Annotated in this window: 18 protein-coding genes and 1 riboswitch; of the genes, 5 read left to right on the forward strand and 13 right to left on the reverse strand. The window is 44.5% G+C overall.

The window, feature by feature from the left end:
- Positions 1 to 10 precede the first annotated feature (10 nt).
- Both ACSW3C_RS13955 and ACSW3C_RS13960 read right to left on the reverse strand, forming a co-directional pair.
- Positions 11 to 1,204 (reverse strand): MFS transporter, encoded by a 1,194-nt coding sequence (locus ACSW3C_RS13955; protein WP_486563331.1) that lies wholly within the window; start codon positions 1,202 to 1,204, stop codon positions 11 to 13.
- A 40-nt stretch (positions 1,205 to 1,244) separates the two neighbouring features.
- A riboswitch (purine riboswitch) is annotated at positions 1,245 to 1,344 on the reverse strand.
- 89 nt (positions 1,345 to 1,433) lie between these two features.
- Entirely contained in the window at positions 1,434 to 2,315 is an 882-nt protein-coding gene (locus ACSW3C_RS13960) for a LysR family transcriptional regulator (RefSeq protein ID WP_486563332.1), read from the reverse strand.
- A 303-nt stretch (positions 2,316 to 2,618) separates the two neighbouring features.
- Between ACSW3C_RS13960 and sda the strand changes: the two genes are divergently transcribed.
- On the forward strand, positions 2,619 to 2,786 hold the full coding sequence (sda, locus tag ACSW3C_RS13965; protein ID WP_238083432.1) for a sporulation histidine kinase inhibitor Sda: 168 nt from the start codon (positions 2,619 to 2,621) through the stop codon (positions 2,784 to 2,786).
- A gap of 33 nt (positions 2,787 to 2,819) precedes the next feature.
- Here sda and ACSW3C_RS13970 read toward each other — a convergent pair whose 3' ends face one another.
- A complete protein-coding gene (locus tag ACSW3C_RS13970) occupies positions 2,820 to 4,091 on the reverse strand; it encodes an Nramp family divalent metal transporter (protein ID WP_486563333.1) in 1,272 nt (423 codons plus the stop codon).
- A gap of 800 nt (positions 4,092 to 4,891) precedes the next feature.
- Here ACSW3C_RS13970 and ACSW3C_RS13975 point away from each other — a divergent pair.
- Positions 4,892 to 7,078 carry an S-layer homology domain-containing protein gene (locus tag ACSW3C_RS13975; protein WP_486563334.1) on the forward strand — a complete coding sequence of 729 codons (2,187 nt, stop codon included), beginning with the start codon at positions 4,892 to 4,894 and terminating at the stop codon, positions 7,076 to 7,078.
- 110 nt (positions 7,079 to 7,188) lie between these two features.
- Here ACSW3C_RS13975 and ACSW3C_RS13980 read toward each other — a convergent pair whose 3' ends face one another.
- Positions 7,189 to 9,213, reverse strand: coding sequence for a penicillin-binding transpeptidase domain-containing protein (locus ACSW3C_RS13980; RefSeq protein WP_486563335.1), 2,025 nt, complete (start codon positions 9,211 to 9,213; stop codon positions 7,189 to 7,191).
- 123 nt (positions 9,214 to 9,336) lie between these two features.
- On the opposite strand from ACSW3C_RS13980, the gene ACSW3C_RS13985 reads away from it, so the two are divergent.
- The gene (locus ACSW3C_RS13985; RefSeq protein WP_486563337.1) at positions 9,337 to 9,870 is read left to right on the forward strand and encodes a hypothetical protein; all 534 of its coding nucleotides are present in this window, start codon (positions 9,337 to 9,339) and stop codon (positions 9,868 to 9,870) included.
- A gap of 66 nt (positions 9,871 to 9,936) precedes the next feature.
- Positions 9,937 to 11,493 (forward strand): ABC-F family ATP-binding cassette domain-containing protein, encoded by a 1,557-nt coding sequence (locus ACSW3C_RS13990; protein WP_486563338.1) that lies wholly within the window; start codon positions 9,937 to 9,939, stop codon positions 11,491 to 11,493.
- Between the two features lie 205 nt (positions 11,494 to 11,698).
- On the opposite strand, the gene ACSW3C_RS13995 is transcribed toward ACSW3C_RS13990, so the two are convergent.
- Positions 11,699 to 11,998: a hypothetical protein gene (locus ACSW3C_RS13995; protein WP_486563340.1), complete on the reverse strand. Its 300-nt coding sequence runs from the start codon at positions 11,996 to 11,998 to the stop codon at positions 11,699 to 11,701.
- 115 nt (positions 11,999 to 12,113) lie between these two features.
- Positions 12,114 to 12,908, reverse strand: coding sequence for a squalene/phytoene synthase family protein (locus ACSW3C_RS14000; protein ID WP_486563395.1), 795 nt, complete (start codon positions 12,906 to 12,908; stop codon positions 12,114 to 12,116).
- A 761-nt stretch (positions 12,909 to 13,669) separates the two neighbouring features.
- On the opposite strand from ACSW3C_RS14000, the gene ACSW3C_RS14005 reads away from it, so the two are divergent.
- A complete protein-coding gene (locus ACSW3C_RS14005) occupies positions 13,670 to 13,813 on the forward strand; it encodes a hypothetical protein (protein ID WP_486563342.1) in 144 nt (47 codons plus the stop codon).
- Between the two features lie 46 nt (positions 13,814 to 13,859).
- Here the strand turns inward: ACSW3C_RS14005 and ACSW3C_RS14010 are convergent, their stop codons facing one another.
- The 7 genes from ACSW3C_RS14010 to ACSW3C_RS14040 form a co-directional block, all read right to left on the reverse strand.
- Positions 13,860 to 14,033 carry a hypothetical protein gene (locus ACSW3C_RS14010; RefSeq protein ID WP_486563343.1) on the reverse strand — a complete coding sequence of 58 codons (174 nt, stop codon included), beginning with the start codon at positions 14,031 to 14,033 and terminating at the stop codon, positions 13,860 to 13,862.
- A 206-nt stretch (positions 14,034 to 14,239) separates the two neighbouring features.
- Positions 14,240 to 14,536, reverse strand: a complete 297-nt coding sequence (locus ACSW3C_RS14015; protein ID WP_486563345.1) for a KGG domain-containing protein — start codon at positions 14,534 to 14,536, stop codon at positions 14,240 to 14,242.
- A gap of 400 nt (positions 14,537 to 14,936) precedes the next feature.
- Positions 14,937 to 15,854, reverse strand: coding sequence for an oligopeptide ABC transporter permease (gene opp4C / locus ACSW3C_RS14020; RefSeq protein ID WP_486563346.1), 918 nt, complete (start codon positions 15,852 to 15,854; stop codon positions 14,937 to 14,939).
- A gap of 11 nt (positions 15,855 to 15,865) precedes the next feature.
- Positions 15,866 to 16,831, reverse strand: coding sequence for an ABC transporter permease (locus tag ACSW3C_RS14025; RefSeq protein ID WP_486563347.1), 966 nt, complete (start codon positions 16,829 to 16,831; stop codon positions 15,866 to 15,868).
- A gap of 67 nt (positions 16,832 to 16,898) precedes the next feature.
- Positions 16,899 to 18,725 (reverse strand): peptide-binding protein, encoded by a 1,827-nt coding sequence (locus tag ACSW3C_RS14030; RefSeq protein WP_486563348.1) that lies wholly within the window; start codon positions 18,723 to 18,725, stop codon positions 16,899 to 16,901.
- 136 nt (positions 18,726 to 18,861) lie between these two features.
- A complete protein-coding gene (locus ACSW3C_RS14035) occupies positions 18,862 to 19,899 on the reverse strand; it encodes an ABC transporter ATP-binding protein (protein ID WP_486563350.1) in 1,038 nt (345 codons plus the stop codon).
- Positions 19,896 to 20,882 carry an ABC transporter ATP-binding protein gene (locus tag ACSW3C_RS14040; protein WP_486563351.1) on the reverse strand — a complete coding sequence of 329 codons (987 nt, stop codon included), beginning with the start codon at positions 20,880 to 20,882 and terminating at the stop codon, positions 19,896 to 19,898. The genes ACSW3C_RS14035 and ACSW3C_RS14040 overlap by 4 nt, the downstream gene beginning before the upstream one ends.
- Positions 20,883 to 21,123: the final 241 nt, after the last annotated feature.

Consider the following 21,123-nt stretch of genomic DNA (forward strand, 5'->3'; position numbering starts at 1 on the left):
CTGGCTCCCTTCACCTTTCTTCATATCTGACTTGGTTTGGCTTATGGTGCGTTTTCTTTGCAGGCACAGCCATGGATAAAGAAATGACAGCGCAAAGAAATGCAATGACCACGATGCCTGATCCCGCTGTCGCTGTACTGACAACGGATTCTGTGTGGCCAAGAACCATACCGCCGATTGCAGAGCCGAGCGCGATGCCGATTTGCAAAGCGGAGTTGTTAAAACTTTGATGGATATCCGAGGAAACCGGATCGGTTTGGATGATGTAATCCTGTTGCGGGGGTGCCAAGGCCCAGCTAAGAGCACCCCAAATCATCATGACGACAATAAATACTGGGAGCGAAAAAGTTGAATAAGGGAGCACGAACAAGCTGATGGCGAAGGTTCCCAAGATGAATAAAATACTCTTCTTCGAACCGAGCCGGGACCCAAGTGCGCCCCCGAATGCTCCTCCGCTCACCGCCGCCAAGCCGAAAAGGAAATAGCAAATGCTGATCCAATATTGATTCAGCTGAAGCGTCGTTTCAAGAAATGGAGTGAAATACGCATAAACAGTGTAGTGGCCAGCCAGCATGAACATCGTTGCAAGATGGGCAAAAACGATTTTTTTATTTGCAAGAGCCCTGATTTGCTCGGATAACGGCTGCACATCCCCAGTCGGGATCTTTTCAAGATAGGTGGAGATCAGCATGATCGAGCCGACAGACAGAATTGCAATGCCTAAAAAGACGGTTCTCCATCCAAACGCATTGGTAATGAGAATGCCTAATGGCACCCCCAACACGAGTGATGAGCTGATTCCCATATAAATATAGCCTAACGACTTTGCCCGTACTTCCGGTTTAGCGATCCGGGCTGTAATGGTCAAGGAAAGAACGATGACGAGTGCCGCACTCATTGCTGTAATAATTCGTGCCACCATCATCATTGTGAAGGTCGGACTGAAAAATGTCATGACATTCCCGGCGAAGAAGACGGAAAGTGTAATGAGATACAATTTCTTGCGTTCAACTTTGGACGTCAAGGAAAGCAAGACGGGTCCTGCTATGGCATAAACGAGCGCGAAAACGGTGATCAATTGGCCGGCTGTGCCGATGGAAACCCCTAAATCCTCTGCGATTACCGGTAAAATACCCCCGACCACCAATTCGACTAACCCAACTGTTATTGTGGATACCGCTAATAGTAATACTCTAAAGTCCATGAACATCCCTCCTAAATGGTCTGAAAAATATAAAAAATCCTGACCACAAATGTTCCATTGTAGTCAGGATTTAAAGGTTCCTGGTAGAGACTCTCAAACCATATTATTGAGATTATACGTTATGTTTGCTATCAAGTTTTCCGTTTTCCAATCTATCATGGATTTGAAAGGAAATCAAGTCCTCAATAATTGGCGGCAGTTGGTATAGTGTTGCACCAATAAAAACCGGCTAACAATATTCTTTTCGAATCATATCGACAAAATGTTGTGCGGCTTTAGACAAGTAATGGTTCTTTAACCACACAAGGCCGACAGGTGCCAATAGATTGTCCGGTTTTGTTAATTGATAAGCACGAATCGATTTTTCGGGGTGGCGTTTCAAGACCGTTTCGGGAACGATGGAAGCCCCAAGGCCCGACGATACCATATCCAATAAGCTAGATATATCGGAGCATTCACCGATGATATTCGGTTTCAATTCTAAGCGTGAAAACCCCTCTAATATGATGTAATGAAGCCCCATGCCCTCCTTGCTTGGCAAAAGTAGCGGGAACTCCTTGATGTCCTGAAGGGACACTTCTGTTTCAAAGGGCTCGCATTGATCGGAAGTAATGAAATAGAAAGGTTCCTCGAGCAGATGAATAACGGAAAGATCTCCAATTTCAAGCGGCAGCCGAATGATGGCGAGTTCCACGACCCGATCTCTGACTAGCTTGCAAAGATGAGTGGACTCGTTTTGTTTAATTTTCATGTAAACCTTTGGGTATTGGATGTGGAAACGCTGAAGCAGCCCGGGCAATTCAGCCAAAGATAACGTATTAATGCCTAATGATAAGGTTCCATTAGCTCCATTGCCAACCGATTTCACTTCCATTTCTGCCTCTTCCATCAACCGCGTCACTTGTAGCGCGTAAGTATAGAGGGCTTTTCCCGCTTCCGTCACTTCAAAGCGCTTCCCTTTGCGAATGATCAGCTGGGAATCAAGCTCCTCTTCCATACTTTTTAACTGTTGACTAAGTGGCGGCTGTGAAATATGAAGTCGATCTGCTGCAGCCGAAATTTTACCTTCTTCCACGATCGCGATAAAATAACGTAGCTGTCTAATATCCAATCGGCAGGCACTCCTCTTCTGTATATGATAAAAGTATGTAAAATATAGTTTTTTTATATTTTTCATATAATTAATTTCATGATAACATATTTAGTAAGCTAGAAAAAGTGATGGAGACATGGAATTCGTATGTTGGGAAACTGGAAAACATGCCGAAGAAATAACGATATTGGGATCAAGTGCTCATGCAAATGATCAATGATGAAAAGGCACGATAGAAGAGGACGACGAGTAACAGGTTCCCTAATAACATAAAGTAAATCACAAAGGTAGCCATCCAAGAAGGGTGTATAGAGAGAAACCATGGAAAAGTTATCAGTGAATAGTCTAATGCAGGCATACATCTTAGCAAAGAAAATCGGTCTTGATCCGCATTTCATTAACTTGCTGGAATCGGAGCTAAGGCGCCGATCCATCAATCTCAAGAAAATCATGGTATTTAAAAAAAGTGATCCATCCTTAAGTTCATAACTGGGATGGATCACTTTTTAGTTTCTGCTAATGTTAAAAAACTGTTTCATAAAGCAGGAAAAGATTTAGGAAGATGACAACAACAGCGACAGCCCAAGCTGCGATAGTAGTGATCTTATGATTTACCAAACCGCCCATTACTCGTCTGTTGGAAGTGAACATAACAAGCGGAATAAGGGCAAATGCGATACCGAACGATAAAATCACCTGGCTTATAACAAGGGCATGTGTCGCATTGACGCCAGACATGATGATGGCAAGCGGAGGAATCATCGTGATGGCTCTCCGAAGATATAAATTGATCCGCATGTTGATAAACCCTTGCATAACGACATCTCCGGACATCGTACCAACTGATGAACTAGACAGCCCTGCAATGAGAAGACCAAGTGCGAAGGACAAAGCGGCAACTGGCCCGATCGTGTCGCCCAGTTGGGTGAAAGCGACGTCCAAGTCCTCCACGACTCCGCCTTTTTTAAAGAAAAGGGCGGCCGCAATGATGAGCATGCTCATATTGATGGCTCCTGCAATGACCATGGCGATGATGATATCAATGAACTCAAACCGGAATATCCGCTTTTTCTCCTCTTCGTTCCGCCCGACAATCCGTCTTTGCGTCAATGACGAGTGGAGATAAATCGCATGCGGCATAACGGTTGCGCCGAGAATACCCGCTGCTAATAAAATGCTGTCAACACCATCAAAACGAGGCGTCACAATACCTTGTACAACTTCTCCGATATCCGGTCTGGCTAAAAATGTTTGAAACGCAAAGGCGAGCACGACAATGAACAACATACCAGCAATAACTGCCTCCAACGTGCGATACCCACGGCGCTGCAATTCTAAAATAACAAACGAGCCAACCGCAGTAATTAGCGCTGCTGGCAACATGGGAATACCAAATAAAAGATAAAGCCCTAAAGCGGCTCCTATAAATTCTGCCAAGTCTGTCGCAATGATTACAAGCTCTGCCTGAATCCACAGAAAAACAGAAACGCCCTTTGGGAACCGTTCCCTCGCCACCTCCGGCAAATTCATCCCCGTTGCAATCCCCAGTTTGGCGGACAAGGATTGAATTAAAACAGCAAGCAAATTCGAAACGGCAATGACCCATAATAGCAAATACCCGTATGTAGACCCAGCCGTAATATTCGTAGCGAAATTACCGGGATCAATATACGCAACGGCCGCAATGAAAGCAGGCCCAAGAAACGGAAGATACTTACGGATCCCTTTTAACTCGCCTCTAAGCGCAGCCTCCGCTGAAATAGTGGTTTTCTCACGTCCATCCGCATCTCGCATGAATGCATCCCTCCCGGCTTAAGTATTTCTTTACTATGTAACACTATTTGAATAATGTAAACCTATTTTAATGTATGCACAATGGTTAGGATGCGCATTTCGTGAGAGATTAAATCCTTTTCATTCAGGTGCATTCCGTTGCAAGTTCGAGTGTCAATTGTTTCATGCTGGCGGCCAGATAGTTGTGTATGGATTCTTCTCGTATTTGTTAGGAGTAGTAAGTATGTGTAGTTGGAATCACGCAGTTGCATGTGAATTTTGAAGTGCTCGTATATGAAGCGCAAGTGCTCGAATAAGAAAAAGACAGCTCATATATTTGTGTGAGTGCTCGATTAATTAAAAGACAGCTCGTATGTGCCGTGTGAGTGCTCGATTAATCGAAAGACAGCTCGTATATGCTCTCCAAGTACTCGATTAACATTCCTAAGACCTTTCGAATCCTCCAAAAACGAGATGACATTGTCTATTTTAAGAATTGTTTATTAAAATGACTATATTTCGTTTCTTTTATGATAGCTTATGGTACTATTCAATTAGATGTTGTTTCCTTTAGAAACAGTATTTGGAATTGGGGTGGCGGATGAATTCTGACATGAATGAAAGTGATTGTTGGCATGAGCATGAGTTTGTGCCATTTCATCCATTGAAAGCTGTTGCTTTGAATGGATGAGAAATTAGGGAATGCCCGCTTCGGAATGAAGGGAAGGGGGAGTATAGCAAATCAGGCATATTGGGGGAGCGCGGGACATAGACATAAATTGGAGTGTTAAAATGACATCCAAATACAGGGGGATCTAATTGTGAAATTTAAAAAAATTGGAATGGCACTATCATCTTCGGCATTGGCATTTAGTCTTTTAACTTCTGCAGTGGCGGCACAGGAAAATCCGACTGGACAAGCAGCAGAAGCGGTCGCACAAACGGTTACTAAACAAGATTTGATTACAAAATTTAAAGCGTTGTTTCCTGAGCTGGATTATGTAGCTAACGGCGAATCTCATATGAACAGTGGCAGCAGTTACAGAGGAGATGAGCAGAAAAGGTTTCACTTGTCTCTCAGTGGCGTTAAAGGCGGTAAAGAATATTACGCCAGTGTAAGTTTTATAGGAGAGGAATTGAAATTGGAAAGTTTTTCTTTTGGTTCCCCTAACGCAGCAGAAGCGTTATTTCCTCCAAAGATCTCAAATGACGAAGCAGAGGAAATTGCGAAGTCTTTTGTGAAAAAGATGTTAGATGAAAACGATTTTCAGCTGGAAGAATCACCGTACTATTATTATAATACAAAGCTGACCGAACCGGTCCGTTATACATTTACCTTCAAAAAGCTGAAGGGAGGGATACCGGTTGCCGATCAGAATGCCCAAGTAACGGTCCTGGGTAATGGAGATGTAGTCGAATTTTATTATATGTCCAGCCAGCCCAAGGATTTGACGTTTGATAAGACGGAGGGGAGCTTGGACAAGGAAAAAGTGCTGAAACAGGTCAAAGAGAATTTGGCTGTCGACCTGCAGTATGAAGTCAATTGGGATTACCGGACTGGTGAAAGAACAGTCGGCCTCGTTTATACGCCACGAATTTCTAATGTTCATGCCCTGACTGGCAAATGGGAGACGATAAAAGGCTTTGGAGATGCGCCGCCTGCAAAATCAAAGGTCGAAAGGATTGTAACCGAACCGTTAAAGCCCCGGGAGTCAGATATGACACCTGAAGAGGCGAAGAAATTAGCAGAGCAGCTGCTGAAAGGGTCAGAATCGAAAGGGAAGCTGACGATCGAGGGAATTGATGAACGGACAAATTATAATGGCGCAGAAGTCATCAGTGTCCATTATATGTATGAGACGCGCAACGGTGGGTTTGGCTCCAGCTTGGAATTTGACAAAAAGACCGGAGATTTATTGAACTACTATGAGATGCGCGACTACAGCTGGACAATGGAGGAAGAAGAAAAAGATTGGAGTCATGCGATTTCTGAGCAAGAAGCGAAAGAAGCGGCTATCGGATATTTGAAGGAATTAATGCCGTCGAAACTACATTTGTATGCCAAGCCTACAATGGATGGCCAATTTGAAGAGCGCAACGGCATTTATCAATTTTCATTCCCGCGGGTAGAAAAGGGAATTACTGTGCTGGGCGATCAGCTATTTGTCGCAATTAATGCGGATGGGACGTTAAGCTCCATTTACAGCGATTATAGCGAATTCAGTGAATGGCCGGATCCTGCCAAAGCGGTAGCTGAAGATGAGGCGTTGGCTAAGTACAAGGAAAATCTTTCGGTTGAATTGAACTATATGAGAAAAGGTGAATCCAAGCATTACGATCTCGTCTATACTCCAAAGTTCAATGACAATCTATTTGGAACAATTGACGCGCTGACAGGTGAGTGGACGCAACGCTATGGCATGCGAAGCGATGTAACTGTTTCTCATCCGTGGGCTGAAAAGGAATTAAACTATTTAATCAGCGCCAATATCCTAGAAGTGAAAGATGGAAAAGCTTTTAATGGGGATGCTGCTGTCTCCAGGGGAGAGGCTCTGCGGGTGATCATGAGCTCGCTGACGTATTTTTATGATACACGGTTCGGCAGGCAGGAAGAAGTCAAGCAGACGTTTGAAAACATTGATCCGAAACACCCGCTTTACCCAGCGATCGAACACGCTGTGTCCATTGGCCTGATTAATGCAGACCAAGCCACATTTGATGTAGATGCGCCAATGACGCGAGAGGAATTGGCGGTCTGGTATGTCAAGGTGCTCGGTTTGGAGAAAGCAGCAGAGCACACTGATTTGTATAAAGTAGACTTCGAGGATAAGGACCAGATCTCGAAAGAGTTTGCAGGCTATGTCGCTATCGCCAATGCGAAAGGACTTGTGAAAGCGGAAGACAATAAGCTTAATCCGAAACAAGAAGTATCTTATGCAGATTTAGCTGTTTCCACAATCCGTTTGGCTCATCAAATGGCCGATCGAAAGGGCAGATTCTTTTATTAATCCAAACAGATAAACAGTAGCCAAACAGGCAGAGTCGGATGAGAAAGATCCGCTCTGCCTGTTTTAATTGCAAAAAGAAGTGGAACGGCCGACTCGGAAGGTCGTCCGTCCTACTGTAATTTAGCGTGATATGCTTTAAACACTTCAGCTGCCATGGCAGCAACATAACCGCTGCCGTCATTGTCTTCGACATGTTCAATCATCATGGTAAGGAGAAGTGTCGGATTCTCTGAATTATAGGTAACGAAAAAGCCGTTTTCCTGTCCTCTTCCTTCGCCGGTCGCTTTCAACTCGGCAGTGCCGGTCTTGCCTGCAAGCGGGATGTCTGGTAAATTGGCGGCTTGTGCGAATCCGTCCACAACGACGCTCCGCAAATTCGATCGCATTATCGATGCATGTTCTGCGCTAAGAACATCTTTCTTCCAGATTTGTCCCTTTTCCTCTTCGGCATAAAGCGTTGGCTTATAAATCACGCCATCTGTCAGAAAGGCCTCATACATAGAGGCAAGATGCAAGATGTTCGTCAGCATTTGTCCTTGTCCGAACGAACTGTCGGCAAGCTGGCCTTCCGAGCTAATTTTACCGTCATTTGAAATTTGGGATGCTGAAAGGTTCAGGGCAAACGGCATGGTCTCGCCAAAACCAAACTCATGCACACCGTCAATGAATGACTGGCGTCCCATCTTCAATGCTTGCTGGGCAAAGTAAATATTGTCCGAATAGATGAGCGCCTTTTTCAAATCCATTGGGTTCGGTGCTTCGGGATGAAGACGTGACACTTTATAATTGCCCCACGAAGCGTCTTTTTGCCAAGTGCGGCCATTAATGGCAATGCCTTCAGCAGGGTTCAGTGTGCCAGCTTCCATTCCGACAGCTGCCGTAATCGGTTTCATCGTCGATCCAGGTGCATAGGCAGCGGCAAAACGATTAAATAATGGCTGCAACGGATCTTCCGACAATTGCTTGTATCGTTCTCCGCTCATGCCGAGCATAAAATGGGCGGGATCGAAACTTGGCGAACTGACTAGAGCAAGCGTTTCGCCTGTTTTCGGATTTACTGCTGCACTCGTGCCAGGTTCGCCTTTCATCGAATCGTAAATCAGCTTTTGTAATTCTGCGTCAATTGTTACGTGAATAGTCTCGCCATCAGTGGCCGGCTTCTCTGCAATTACAACCGGCTCCGCCCCGACATCAGGCTTTTTAATGTAGATCCGGATTCCATCTTGCCCTCGCAGGCGGTCTTCCAGCAAACGTTCGAGGCCTTGGCGTCCGATCAGGTCGGACTCTTTGTAGCCTTGCTCCTTTTTCTCCTCCAACTGTTCGGCCGTAATTTTACCGATATAGCCGGAAAGGTGGGCAAGAGCTTCACCATAAGGGTACTCACGCATCGGCGTCTTCTGGTAAGTGACACCAGGAATAGCAATGAGTGAATCAAGCAGATTGGCATCCGTTCTCGCCATTTTTGCAATCGGCACGAAATAATCGGGCTTTACCCAACTTTGGTTTAATTGCTTATCAATAAATTCTGGTGAAACCCCGACCGATTTGGCGAACTCTGCTTTTCTGGAATGATCAAATTTTCCGGGGACAATGCCAACTTCAAAACCTTTGCCATTGATGGCGATAGGCTGATCATTGCGGTCTAAAATTTCCCCACGTTTTGATTCAATTGTTGCAATTCCTACTGTATCCTTTATATCAAGCTCGGGAAAAATGAAGGACGGATCCCATTTGGCAAACCAATTTTCTTCTTCGTCTTGTGTTTCATGAATGAAAACTAGCTTCTTCTCAAAGGAGACAGGGCCAGCTAGTGTGTCCATCTTCACTTGAATGTTGAAAGCTGCGGGTTCTTTTGGGTCCCATTCTTTTTCTTGATCCGGTTTTGTATAGGAGACTTCCAGATCATCAATCGATAAATCCTTTATCAATTTCTCTTGGCGATCGATAAAATTGGCGGTGTCAAATTCCTGTTTTGTCTCATTCGTCAAAAACTGATTGTACATCTGCGTAAAATCATGTTTATTCCAAAGATCTACATAAGCTTCAAGCCGTTCTACAGGCGTCGGTTTTTTTTCACATCCTGCCAGTATGAAGATAAAACAAAACCCAATCAGGATGAGTAGTCGATGTCTCATGCATTTCCTCCATTCTTTTCATTTCTTTGAGTGTGCATCTAGCTTCTTTTGCATCAGAATAGTACCCTTATTATAAACTTAGAAAAGATTTCCTTCAATTGGATTTGGAAAGGAGTTCCCAATATGTACGATCCGACAATATTTGAGAATATTAAAGTGGCGCTAGAAAACCGTGTTTATGATTTAGATACACTGGAAAGAAAAATTTTGATAACGAACCGGACCGATCAAATGGATTTCGCTATTTTGTCCCGCCGGTTTGGTATCGAATTTATTCTGCTCGACAATGTAGATTTGCGGGCGGAGATTGTTCTGGGCACTTCACTGCGAGATCTGGCTGGTGAAATTCTGGAGATGAAAGGAGAAGAGCCCGGCTGTTCTCTGACGCTCCGTTTTGTAAGTACCGTCCAGTCTGATGCGGTTCCGTACCGAGAAATCGGACAAGTGCTGCATACGATTTGGGAGCAGGAAATCGATGTCACCCAGACAGTCAGTTCTGTCCTAGGAGAGGATTCGGCCGAGTTTACGTATATAATTGAAGCTGCATTCCATACACGGATTAATGAAGAGCATATGCAGGAAATCGGGAACTTCCTTGTCCATGTGCTGCGCACAATGGAAGCGCTCGGGCGCATCATCGAAGCGATTCAGGAATAACCCCTATCCCTGTGTCGCAAATCCCTATATAATAAGAGAAATCTAAAATAGAAAAGGTGCACGTAGATGAGTTTATTAACAGTAAAAAATATGAGTCACGGATTTGGAGACCGCGCTATATTTGACGATGTCTCGTTCCGTTTGTTGCAAGGCGAACATATCGGTTTAATCGGTGCGAACGGGGAAGGCAAATCCACGTTTATGAATATTATTACACGGAAGCTGGAACCCGACGCTGGAACAGTGAGCTGGGCGAAGCGGGTCCGTGTCGGTTATTTGGATCAGCATGCTGCGCTCAAACAGGGAATGAGTATTCGTGATGTGTTGCGCACTGCATTTCAATATTTATACGACGTAGAAGCGGAAATGAATCTTCTGTTTGCAAAAATGGGCGAGGTCGGGCCGGATGAACTGGAAAAACTGCTTGAAGAGACAGGCCAAATGCAGGATGAACTGACGAATAAAGATTTCTACATTATTGATTCGAAAGTTGATGAAGTGGCGAACGGACTCGGCTTAGATGAGTTTGGCCTAGAACGGGATGTCCATGATCTGAGCGGCGGGCAGCGGACGAAGGTGCTTCTTGGCAAGCTGCTTCTTGAGAAGCCGGATATTCTCCTTCTCGATGAGCCTACCAACTATTTGGACGTGGAGCATATTGAATGGCTTCGAGGCTATTTGCAGAACTATGATAATGCCTTCATTCTCATCTCCCATGACATTCCTTTCTTGAACAGCGTGGTCCATCTCATTTATCACATGGAGAATCAACAAATTACCCGCTATCCGGGGGATTATGATGAGTTTTTACGTGTCTATGATATGAAAAAGCAGCAGCTGGAAGCCGCTTATAAAAAGCAACAAAAAGAAATCGCCAATTTGAAAGATTTCGTTGCGCGCAATAAAGCGAATGCTGCAACAAGCCGGATGGCGATGTCACGCCAGAAAAAGCTAGATAAAATGGATGTTATCGAATTGGATGCTGAAAAGCCGAAGCCGCAATTTGATTTTAAGCTGGCCCGGACGCCTGGACGATTCTTATTCCAGACGAATGATCTTGTCATCGGCTACAACGAACCGTTATCAAGCGCCCTGAATCTAACAATGGAGCGCGGTCAGAAGATTGCCCTTTCTGGCGCCAACGGGATCGGGAAAACGACACTTTTGAAGAGCATCCTCGGAGAAATACCAGCACTGTCTGGCTCAGTGGAGCTGGGAGAGCATCTTCATATCGGGTATTTTGAACAGGAAATCAAAGCGGAGAATAACCGGACTTGTTTAGAAGAGGTATGGGAGGAGTTTCCTCACTTCACGCAGTATGAGGTGCGTGCTGCGCTTGCAAGATGCGGATTGACGACAAAGCATATTGAGAGCAAGGTGAAGGTGTTAAGCGGGGGAGAACGTGCAAAGGTAAGGCTATGTAAGTTGATTAACCGAGAAACCAATTTGCTTGTCCTCGATGAGCCGACCAACCATCTCGATCAAGACGCAAAAGATGAGTTAAAGCGCGCCTTACAGGAATACAAAGGAAGCGTCCTACTCATATCTCATGAACCTCATTTCTATGAGGATGTTGTGACCGATGTATGGAATGGGGAAACGTGGACAACAAAGGTATTCTGATTGCAATGTGCAAAATCGATAAATTTTATAAATATATACTCGGGGGATCGGCAATCATTTGTGCATACTTGAAAAGAACCATCAAATGTTGCCGGTCATCCGCTGGAATTCCAAATGATTGCCATATGATAGATATCGCACCTTTTAATGAACGCTAGGAAACAGTATGTTCCGAAGCGTTCTTTTTTTGGGGGGGCCTCTCCGGTTACCACCTTCTCGGATTGGATGAACGCTTCATTTGATCCATTTCTCTAGTTAATGCATCCAATTGTTGCTGCATCTTATCCAAATCATTGCCGCGGTTAGAGCCATTCCCTGACGAATTCCCGTTCCCTGAAGACGTAGCATTGCTGTTTACTAAATTCTCAAGCGCCATTGCAGCCGAAATAGTTACGATTCCATCACCAATCGTAGTAAGAAGGCTTCCAATAAAAGCTACTTTGGCTATAAGAACCTCATCGAATGGTGATTTGTTCGATTGAGAAAACGATCCGTTATTATTCACGATTCCACCCCCCGCTTCACTTCATCTCCTTTATTTTATGCGTGCATGGCGGACGATGTTTGGGGGAATGAAAAAAAGGAATGCAAGCTCCATTCGGATTGCCTGCATTCCTGTATTATGCCTCATATTCTTTTAAAATTTCATCGACTGTCGACACGACTTCATCCCGCTTCATCTTGTCTTCGCCGTTCTTCAACGCATGCAAGGTTCGTTTCGCCAGGGCAAGAGGTATATTGCAGAAGAGCAAAATATTTTTCGTGGAGATGGATTCAATATATTCATCTGCCATCCGCAAATTGGCCTCCGCGTAAGCAAACATGTCTGACCTTGTCCATCCGGCAGGGAAGAACCGAACACCGCGTTCTGAATCTTCTTCTTGGTTACGCAGGATATTCACTGCCTGCAGGCCGCGTCCATATCCAATGGCAAGCTCCCGATCGGTTTCTGTGCCATCGTACTGCTTCCAAATATCTGACAACATGACACCGACGAGTCCAGCCACATAATATGTATAATCATCCAAGTCCTCTTTCGTTTGGACAAAGAATGCTTTTCCGACCCATTTGGCCATTCCTGCTGCCATAATGCTAGTCGACTCTTTTACTTTATCGACGTAATCTGCAGGGCAGACTGTGAGCCAATCGTCCAAACGTATCGTCACTTCCGGTAGCAGCTCTGCATAAGGGGAGAGAAGTTGAAGGTAGGCTTCTTTGTCAAATCCATCCGCCAGCATTGCCCCGGTTGCTTCCAGCAATTGCTGTTTCACGTCAGCATCCAGCTGTTCGTGGTCTTCAATTTCATCAATGGCGCGCATGCAGAGGTAGGCTGATCCTACTGCCATCCGCAATGTAGGGGTCAGAAGTTTAATCGGTATATAAAAGGTTCTGCTCGTTTGTTTCAATACGCGCATCGCTTCTTTTTGCAATTTCGTATCGGTAATCAAGTAAACTCCCTCCTTTAACTAAACACGTTCAAAAAATCACATTTGCATACTATCCATCATACACTATTTAAGTGGACACATGCCAATCCAGAAACTGCATTAGGAACAATCCCAACTTGATTTATTCGAAGGAATAAAGAATAGATCGAATAAATTATTTTAAAAAAATATATAAAAAGTATTGACATTAGGCAACTGGAAATGCTATCCTCAAGAAGTTAGAACAACCAAAACAAGAAAGGGAGGTACGATTATCATGACTAATGTTATTTTTTCCAACACCATTTCCATATTGTATTCGTGCCGTTCCGCTTGGTAATCATTTAATTTTTGACACTCGGAATGGCAGGATATGCCGTTCTTTTACTATGAGCACACGCTTATGAAAAAGGCGTGTGCTTTTTTGTGTCTAAAAATGAGGGTGTCCCCACGCAAAAGCGTGTGACATAAATAAATTAAAGGAGTGCATCAACATGGGAAAGGTATGTAATATTAAGTTTGCGATCAAGGAATATGTAGAAGACGGTTAGTGAAAACCGCAAGTCAACGAATGCAATGAATAAAAAAAGGAGGAAAATGAAATGATTAAGTTATGGATGTCAAAAGAGAACAACAAACAAAAAAATACAAATGAGAAAACGGAGTGGGATTCTTCACCCGACGATTTTGGGATACCATTGCCCAGAAAATAATTGAAGTTCCTTCTCCGCCTAAGGAGAATATAAATTATGCAACAACATATTGATAGAGAAGTTATATATCGACATATGAAGGATTTACAGCTGCGAACGCGTAATTATCGTGCAACTGAAATCCGCCAGAAAAGTGAAAAGAAATGGAAGTTGTCCGCAATTTGGGCTTTCTTCCTGTAAGACAACAAAAACCGCCTGGATCATTCCGGCGGTTTTTGTTGCGCTATTATTTGTTTTTGTTATTGCGGTTATTTTTGTTGTTGCGGTTGGTACGCTCAGTCTCAGTGTTGGTGTTATCAAAATCAGTACCGAACTCAACACGGTCGCGGTTTTGATTTTGGTCTTGATTTTGATTTTGCTTTTTGTTGTTGCGGTTGTTTTCACGGTTGTTATTTGGCATTGGTTTTCACCTCCAACATTAATATGGTCCGGTCAGCAAGTTTTATCCTCATGGAAAATAAGGCAGCTAATGATCGTTCTGCCTACAAAGTTTTACTATTAATTGGTTTGTTTTGAGTGAGATAAAGAGGGCATAGCAAGAGGAATGGTTATTGACCGAAAAAAAGAAGCTCCATGTACTGGAGCTTCCCATCAGTTTTCTATGGCTTAACCGTTTTTTCGTTGCTTGGCGCGCGCTTCTCCGCCTTTTTCTCCGGCTTCTTCCAAGCTCATTTTGCCATCGCTTGTGTTGCCGTCATGCTGCTGGGCACGAGCTTCTCCGCCTTTTTTACCGATTTCTTGGTAAAATTCCTTATCGTGATTGCGGGCTGTTGCTTCTCCGCCTTTTTTGCCGATTTCCTCGTAAAAGTCTCTACCATGTTTCTCGGAAGTTGCTTCTCCACCTTTACGTCCTGCTTCTTCCACCGTCATTTTGTTGTCTTTGTTGTTGTCGTTGTTAGCCATTTGTAAAGTCCTCCTTTGAAAATAGTAGTATCGTGTTGCTATTGTTGTAGTTCCCTGGAGTACTTTATATTAAACGTTGTAAGAGGTAAAATATGATTTAAGAATCAATGCTTGCTAGCTTCGAGTACTGTTATGGCAAGGTTCTTAAGGTATGAAATTTCCTGAAAAAAATTGTGTTTTTTTGGTGGGTAATAATATTATCTTCTTACAATCATATTTGCAGTATCATTCATTCCAATGAAAACAAGGTATTTATCTGCTTTGATGAATTTACTATTCATGGCCCATTAAAATAAACATAAGAAAAGAGGCGCATTCTGTCAAAACGAAACAGAATAGGCCTCTTCATTGTTTTGAGAAACGTATCGAGTTGATTCGTGATATTTTCCGGTTATTCTTCTTATCTCCTGTCGCTTTTCGGATCGAATGCATCGCGCAATCCATCCCCAATGAAATTGATTGCCAGTACCGTGATTAGAATGCTGAGTCCCGGCGGAATCCATGCTTCGGGGTGATACCTTAGAACCCGGATGTTTTGAGCTTCTGAAATCATGTTGCCCCAAGTCGGTGTCGGTTGCGGTATGCCCATCCCGATGAAGCTTAAGCCAGATTCAAACAAAATCATGGAAGCCATCATTAATGTAGCATTGACAATGATAGGACCTACAGCATTCGGTATGAAATGACGGAAAATGATTCGTGAATCACTGGCACCAATTGCTCTCGCTCCTAACACAAATTCCTGTTCACGCAGCGAGAGGAAAGTCCCCCGAACAATCCGGGCCAGGGAAGGCCAGGCGGTCACTGCAATAATGACAATGAAGAGCCCAATCGTCACTTTTTCGAGCAGCGCCATGATGGTCATCGCTAAGACGATGAAGGGAAGAGCCAGGATTAAATCGGTAATGCGCATGATGATGTTGTCGATAATTCCGCCATAGTAGCCGCTAACCGCTCCCATAATGAGCCCAATTAATACGGTAAAGAGCATCGCACTAAAGCCGATGGTCAACGAGATGCGGGAACCGTAGAGCAATCGGGCAAAATTATCGCGCCCAGAGCTGTCCGTTCCTAGGATATGGTCACTGCTCGGTTTTTGCTCAACCATTAATAAGTTTGCTTCCTCCGGGTCATACTCTGTCAGCAAAGGTGCGAAGATAGACGCACAAACGATGAGTGTCAGAACCACAAGTCCGGCAATGGCGAGTTTGTTGCGCATGAAGCGACGCATCGATAATTGAAAGGGACTTCTATGTTTCCGGTCCATGTCCAGCGTTAGTTCCTCTGCTGGACGTTCATTATTAGATATGGATTGCATTAGTATTCACCTCAATCATAGCGGATCCTCGGATCGACAATGCTGTAGAATATATCTGCTAATAGATTTCCGACGAGTATGGCGACTCCTAGCAAAAGGGCAATTGCCATGATGACGGGATAATCACGATTCACGACTGAGCCGATGAATAGTGTTCCGAGACCGGGAAAGTTAAAAACCTGTTCTGTAATGATGGCGCCGCCCAAGAGAGCTCCGAATTCAAATCCCATTAACGTGATGATTGGAATCATGGCATTCCGAAGCGTATGCTTATACAAAACGTTCCGGTCGCTCATTCCTTTCGCTTTTGCGGTCCGTATATAATCGCTGCCGAGCACGTCCATTACTTCGGAGCGCATATAACGCATATAGGTTGCAGTTCCAGCCAGTCCCAAAGTCAGGCCAGGGAGGACCATATGATGAATCCGGTCTTTAAATTCCGCGAAACCGGACAAGTCGTTGCTGGTAACGGTTCCTTGTGCGGGAAACCATCCAAGATTAATTGACAGCAAATAGATGGCGACCAGACCGAAAAAGAAATTGGGTACTGCTAACCCGAAGAAACCGAAAGTCGTCGCCCCGTAGTCAAGAAGCGAATAGGGATGACGGGCGGAATAGATACCGATTGGAATGGCTACGATCAAGGTGATGCCAAGAGAGAACAATCCTAGGTAAACGGTGTTTTTGACTCGCTCTTTGATCAGGCTTTCAACTGAACGGCCGTTATAGGTAATTGATTTCCCAAAGTTACCTTTGGCCACGGAAGAGACCCACGTCAAATATTGTTCCGGAATCGATTTATCAAGGCCAAGTGCTGCACGTTGCTGTTCGAATACGATCGGATCTACATTCGGATCCAGAATCTTGCCTGTGAACGGATCGCCGGGAGCAGCTTTCGCCAGTCCGAATACGATGATGGAAAGTGCTAGCAGCATGGGGATGAATACTAAAATTCTACGTATGATATACTGATACATTTTTTATCCTCCCATGAAGAGGGAGAGTATGCCGCATCCAGCCGGCATACTCCCACAGTGTCTTCAATTACTTAGCGTCCTCTACCCACCATTCGTGAGCATCCTGGTACATCGTATGCGGCATTGGCTTAATTCCTTGGATGCGGTCATTGTATGCCCAGATACTGTTTTGTGCATATAAAAGTAATGCCGGCAAATCCTCGGAGAAAAGTTGTTGCCATTCTTTATAAACTTCTGCGCGGAAATCCTTATCGAATGCATCAGGAGCTTTCAACCCTTTTTGCAGGAGCTCTTCTGATTTTGGATTGTTCCAGCGGGAGAAGTTATAGCCTACTTTAGTTCCCCATAGGCCGGATGGATCCGGATCAGTGCTTCCAAGGCTCCAGCCGATCAAGTAAAGGTCAAAGTCTGTATTGTCGTTTGTCAAATCAGGTACATACGCAGACATTTCCTTTGGCTGGCGCATGTTCACTTGAATACCGACTTTTTCAAGATCGTTCTTCAACAGTGGAGCTGATCTTTCACGCAATTCATTGCCTGTCGGATAGTCAAGGTTAAGAATCCACTTATTGCCTTCCGGATCTTCACGGAATCCATCGCCATCCTTATCGACATATCCTTCTTCATCTAGCATCTGCATCGCCTTTTCAGGATCGTATGTGTAGTTGACAGCTGCTTTATCGTCATACACCCAGAATTGAGTCGCGATTGGAGAATTGATTGGCTGGCCACGGCCATGCAGCAATCCTTGCCCGTGCCCTTCACCGACAAGTCCTTGACGGTTTACAGAATAAGCAATCGCTTGGCGTACTTTCTGATTGGACAATTTTTTGTTTGGAATCCAATTGTCAGGATTGATGGCTCCAGATTCCACGTCTTCTGTCGTCCGGTGGTTATGTTTGAAGCCCATTAACTGATAACCGAAATCAGGCTGTTCAATAATTTTAACATTGCCATACTCGCTGACCATTTCATAATCAGCTGGGGCAATACCGCCTGGGCTTGCGATGAAATCAATTTCACCTTTTTCAAGCAGGCCGGTCATGACCGACTGGGCGATCACTTTCCAAACGATTTTGTCTAAGTGTGGCGCGCCTTGCCAGTAGTCGCCATGTTTCTCAAGAACATATTGTTCCCGCTCAACCATATCCGTAAATTTGAAAGGACCTGTTCCGATTACTTTTCCTGGCTGCAAGGATGCTTCCGCTTCTGGGATTTCCGCTACAGGGATGTCCTTGAAGATATGCTCAGGGATGATAGAGAAGCTGGCCGTATAGAGTGGTGTGACGTTCGGCTCTTTAAATTTGAAAGTTACTTGGTAGTCGCTGTCTGCCACGACACCGATGAACTCATCCGTTTCGCCGGAGACATACTCGTCATATCCTAGCAATGGCGTTACATAGTTCGTACGGACACCGCCCGCATTGACGTAGTCCGGATCAGAGATTGCTTTGTACGTATAGACGACGTCATGCGCAGTAAATTCTTCACCATCGTGCCACTTAACGCCTTCTTCCAAAGTAAACGTAATCTCAGTCTGGTCATCATTTACTTTCCATTCTTTCGCAAGACTTGGAATGAACTCCAAATTCTCATCTTGTGAAACTAAGCCTTCATGTGTGAAATTAAGGACATTTGCTTCATAGGCTTCTTGATAGAATATTGGGTTGAACATTCCAGTAGGTGCCGAGTACATTGCACCAGTGATCGTTCCGCCTTCCTTCGGACCGGAAGAAGCTCCAGCCTCTTCATCTTTATTTGTCTCTTCTGCTGTCGGTTTTTCTGCTTCTGCAGGCTTCTCTTCGCCGTCTTCCTTATTGCAGGCTGCCAGCACCATGCCGAAAACCAATAGCAAAAGAAGAAGGAATACGTACTGTTTACTTCGTTTTACCAATTGAAATCCCCCTTTATATTTTGTTTGATGAAAAACTGAGGTTCGTATGAAAGCCGGACATCTCCACTCGCTGCATCACCCCCTACAAGGAAATCCATTTTGTTATGCGGATAGACGAAGGCTTCCTAGAGTATATTTAGTTGCTGTCATATAAATGACAAGCGACAAAATGGTCTTCCTCAATCTCTATCAGCTCAGGCCGGTCAATTGCGCATCGATCGTGAGCCTGGGGACATCTTGTCCGGAACGTACACCCCGATGGTGGATTGGCGGGGCTTGGAAGATCCCCGGATAATTTAATTTTTTGCCGTTTCGTTTTGCCTGCCTCTTCATCCAAATCAATAATTGGAATCGATGACAGCAACGCTTTTGTATAGGGATGCAGCGGATTTTCGTATAACCGGTTCTTTGGCGCAATTTCGGCAAGACGGCCCAAATACATGACTGCTACCCGTTCGCTAATATGTTTAACGACGCTTAAATCATGTGCGATGAATAGATATGTCAAGCCAAACTCGTCTTGAAGATCTTTCATTAGATTGAGCACTTGGGCTTGAATGGACACATCGAGAGCGGATACGGGTTCATCACAAATGACGAATTTAGGCTTTAAGACCAAAGCCCGAGCGATGCTGATTCGTTGTCGCTGGCCGCCTGAAAACTCATGCGGATATTTTTGCCGATCACTTGGCCGTAAGCCGACTTTCTCAATGATTTCCAATATTCTTGCTTTGCGTTCTTTTTTGTTCAAGAGTCCTTGTACGATGAGGGGCTCCTCGATCAGCTGTTCGACACTCATTTTGGAATTCAGCGAGGCAAAAGGGTCTTGAAATACAATTTGCATATCCTGCCGATATGGACGAACCTGCCGTTGCTTTAAATGGGTGATGTCCGCGTCCTGAAACATGATCTTGCCCTCGGTTGGATCCAGCAGCCGAATCAGCAGCCGGCCCAACGTTGACTTACCGGAGCCTGATTCGCCGACAATCCCTAATGTTTCGCCTTTATAAATAGTAAAAGAAACATCATCAACCGCTTTTAATTGGCCGATTGTACGCTTCAAAACTCCCCCTTTTATAGGAAAATATTTTTTGACGTTCTTCACATCAATCAATACTTCTTTCTTTTCTTCAGATGCTTGAAAGTGACTGGACTCGGTTGTTTTCAGAGTCATGACGTCTCACCTCCATCGTATAGAAAACAACGGACGTAATGATCTTTCTCCAATTCGGTCAATGCGGGGTTCGATTCTTTGCAGCGATCCATGGCAAAAGGGCAGCGGGTAGAAAAACGGCATCCTTTTGGAAAGTTGTAGGCTGGTGGAACAGTGCCCTTAATAGTGCCAAGCCGTTCAACGTCTTGATCAATGCTCGGCAAGCTGCTGAGCAACCCTTGTGTATATGGGTGTTTAGTCAGTTTCAAAAGTTGTTTTGTCGGGGCTTGTTCAACAATTTGGCCTCCATACATCACCATGACGCGATCCGTGTATTCATAGACGACACCAAGATCATGTGTGATGAGCAAAAGTGCCATATTGTACCTCTTTTGCATTTCGAGAAGCAGGTCGAGGATTTGGGCTTGAATTGTTACATCCAGGGCAGTTGTCGGTTCATCGGCAATCAGCAGCTCCGGTTCGCAAGATATGGCCATCGCGATCATGACACGCTGGCGCATGCCGCCCGATAATTGGTGGGGAAATTCATGGATGATTTGTTCGGGTCTTGGGATACCGACGATACGCAATAATTCAATTGCTTTTTCATGTGCTTGCTTTTTCGAGAGTTTCTTATGCTTGCGAAGCGTTTCCGTCATTTGGCTCCCAATCGTGAAAACGGGATTCAGTGCGGTCATTGGTTCTTGGAAGATCATGCCGATATGATTGCCGCGGACGGATGTCATCTGTTTCGATTTCATCGTGGCCAGATTGCGTTCATTCAACCGGATCGCACCGTCGACGATCTGGCCCGGCTTGTTAATCAACTGCATGATGGAGAGGGCTGTAATGCTCTTTCCACTGCCAGACTCCCCGACGATTGCGACTGTTTCACCGGGATAGACGGAAAAAGAAATATCATCCACCGCTTTTGCAACAACATCCTTTTCCAAATAAAAATATGTCTTCAGATTACTGACATCCAGTACAGGTTGATTGCTCATAGGGTCACTCCATTTCAATGTGATGACACTTCCTTATACGGCCAGAGCCGCCCGTATAGGAGATTGTCCTGACAATTATCTATGATACTAATGACTAAAGAAGAGAGTGTCAATATAAAATTAAGAAAAATCAGTTTATTAGACAGGATGGCACCGGATTCGACAAGTTATGATAAAAGTAGAAGGGTTTATTGAGGAGATATTCTACAAAATATTCAATTTTTCTTTTGTCTAAGACTGA

Source organism: Sporosarcina sp. AD_1, from assembly GCF_057373025.1.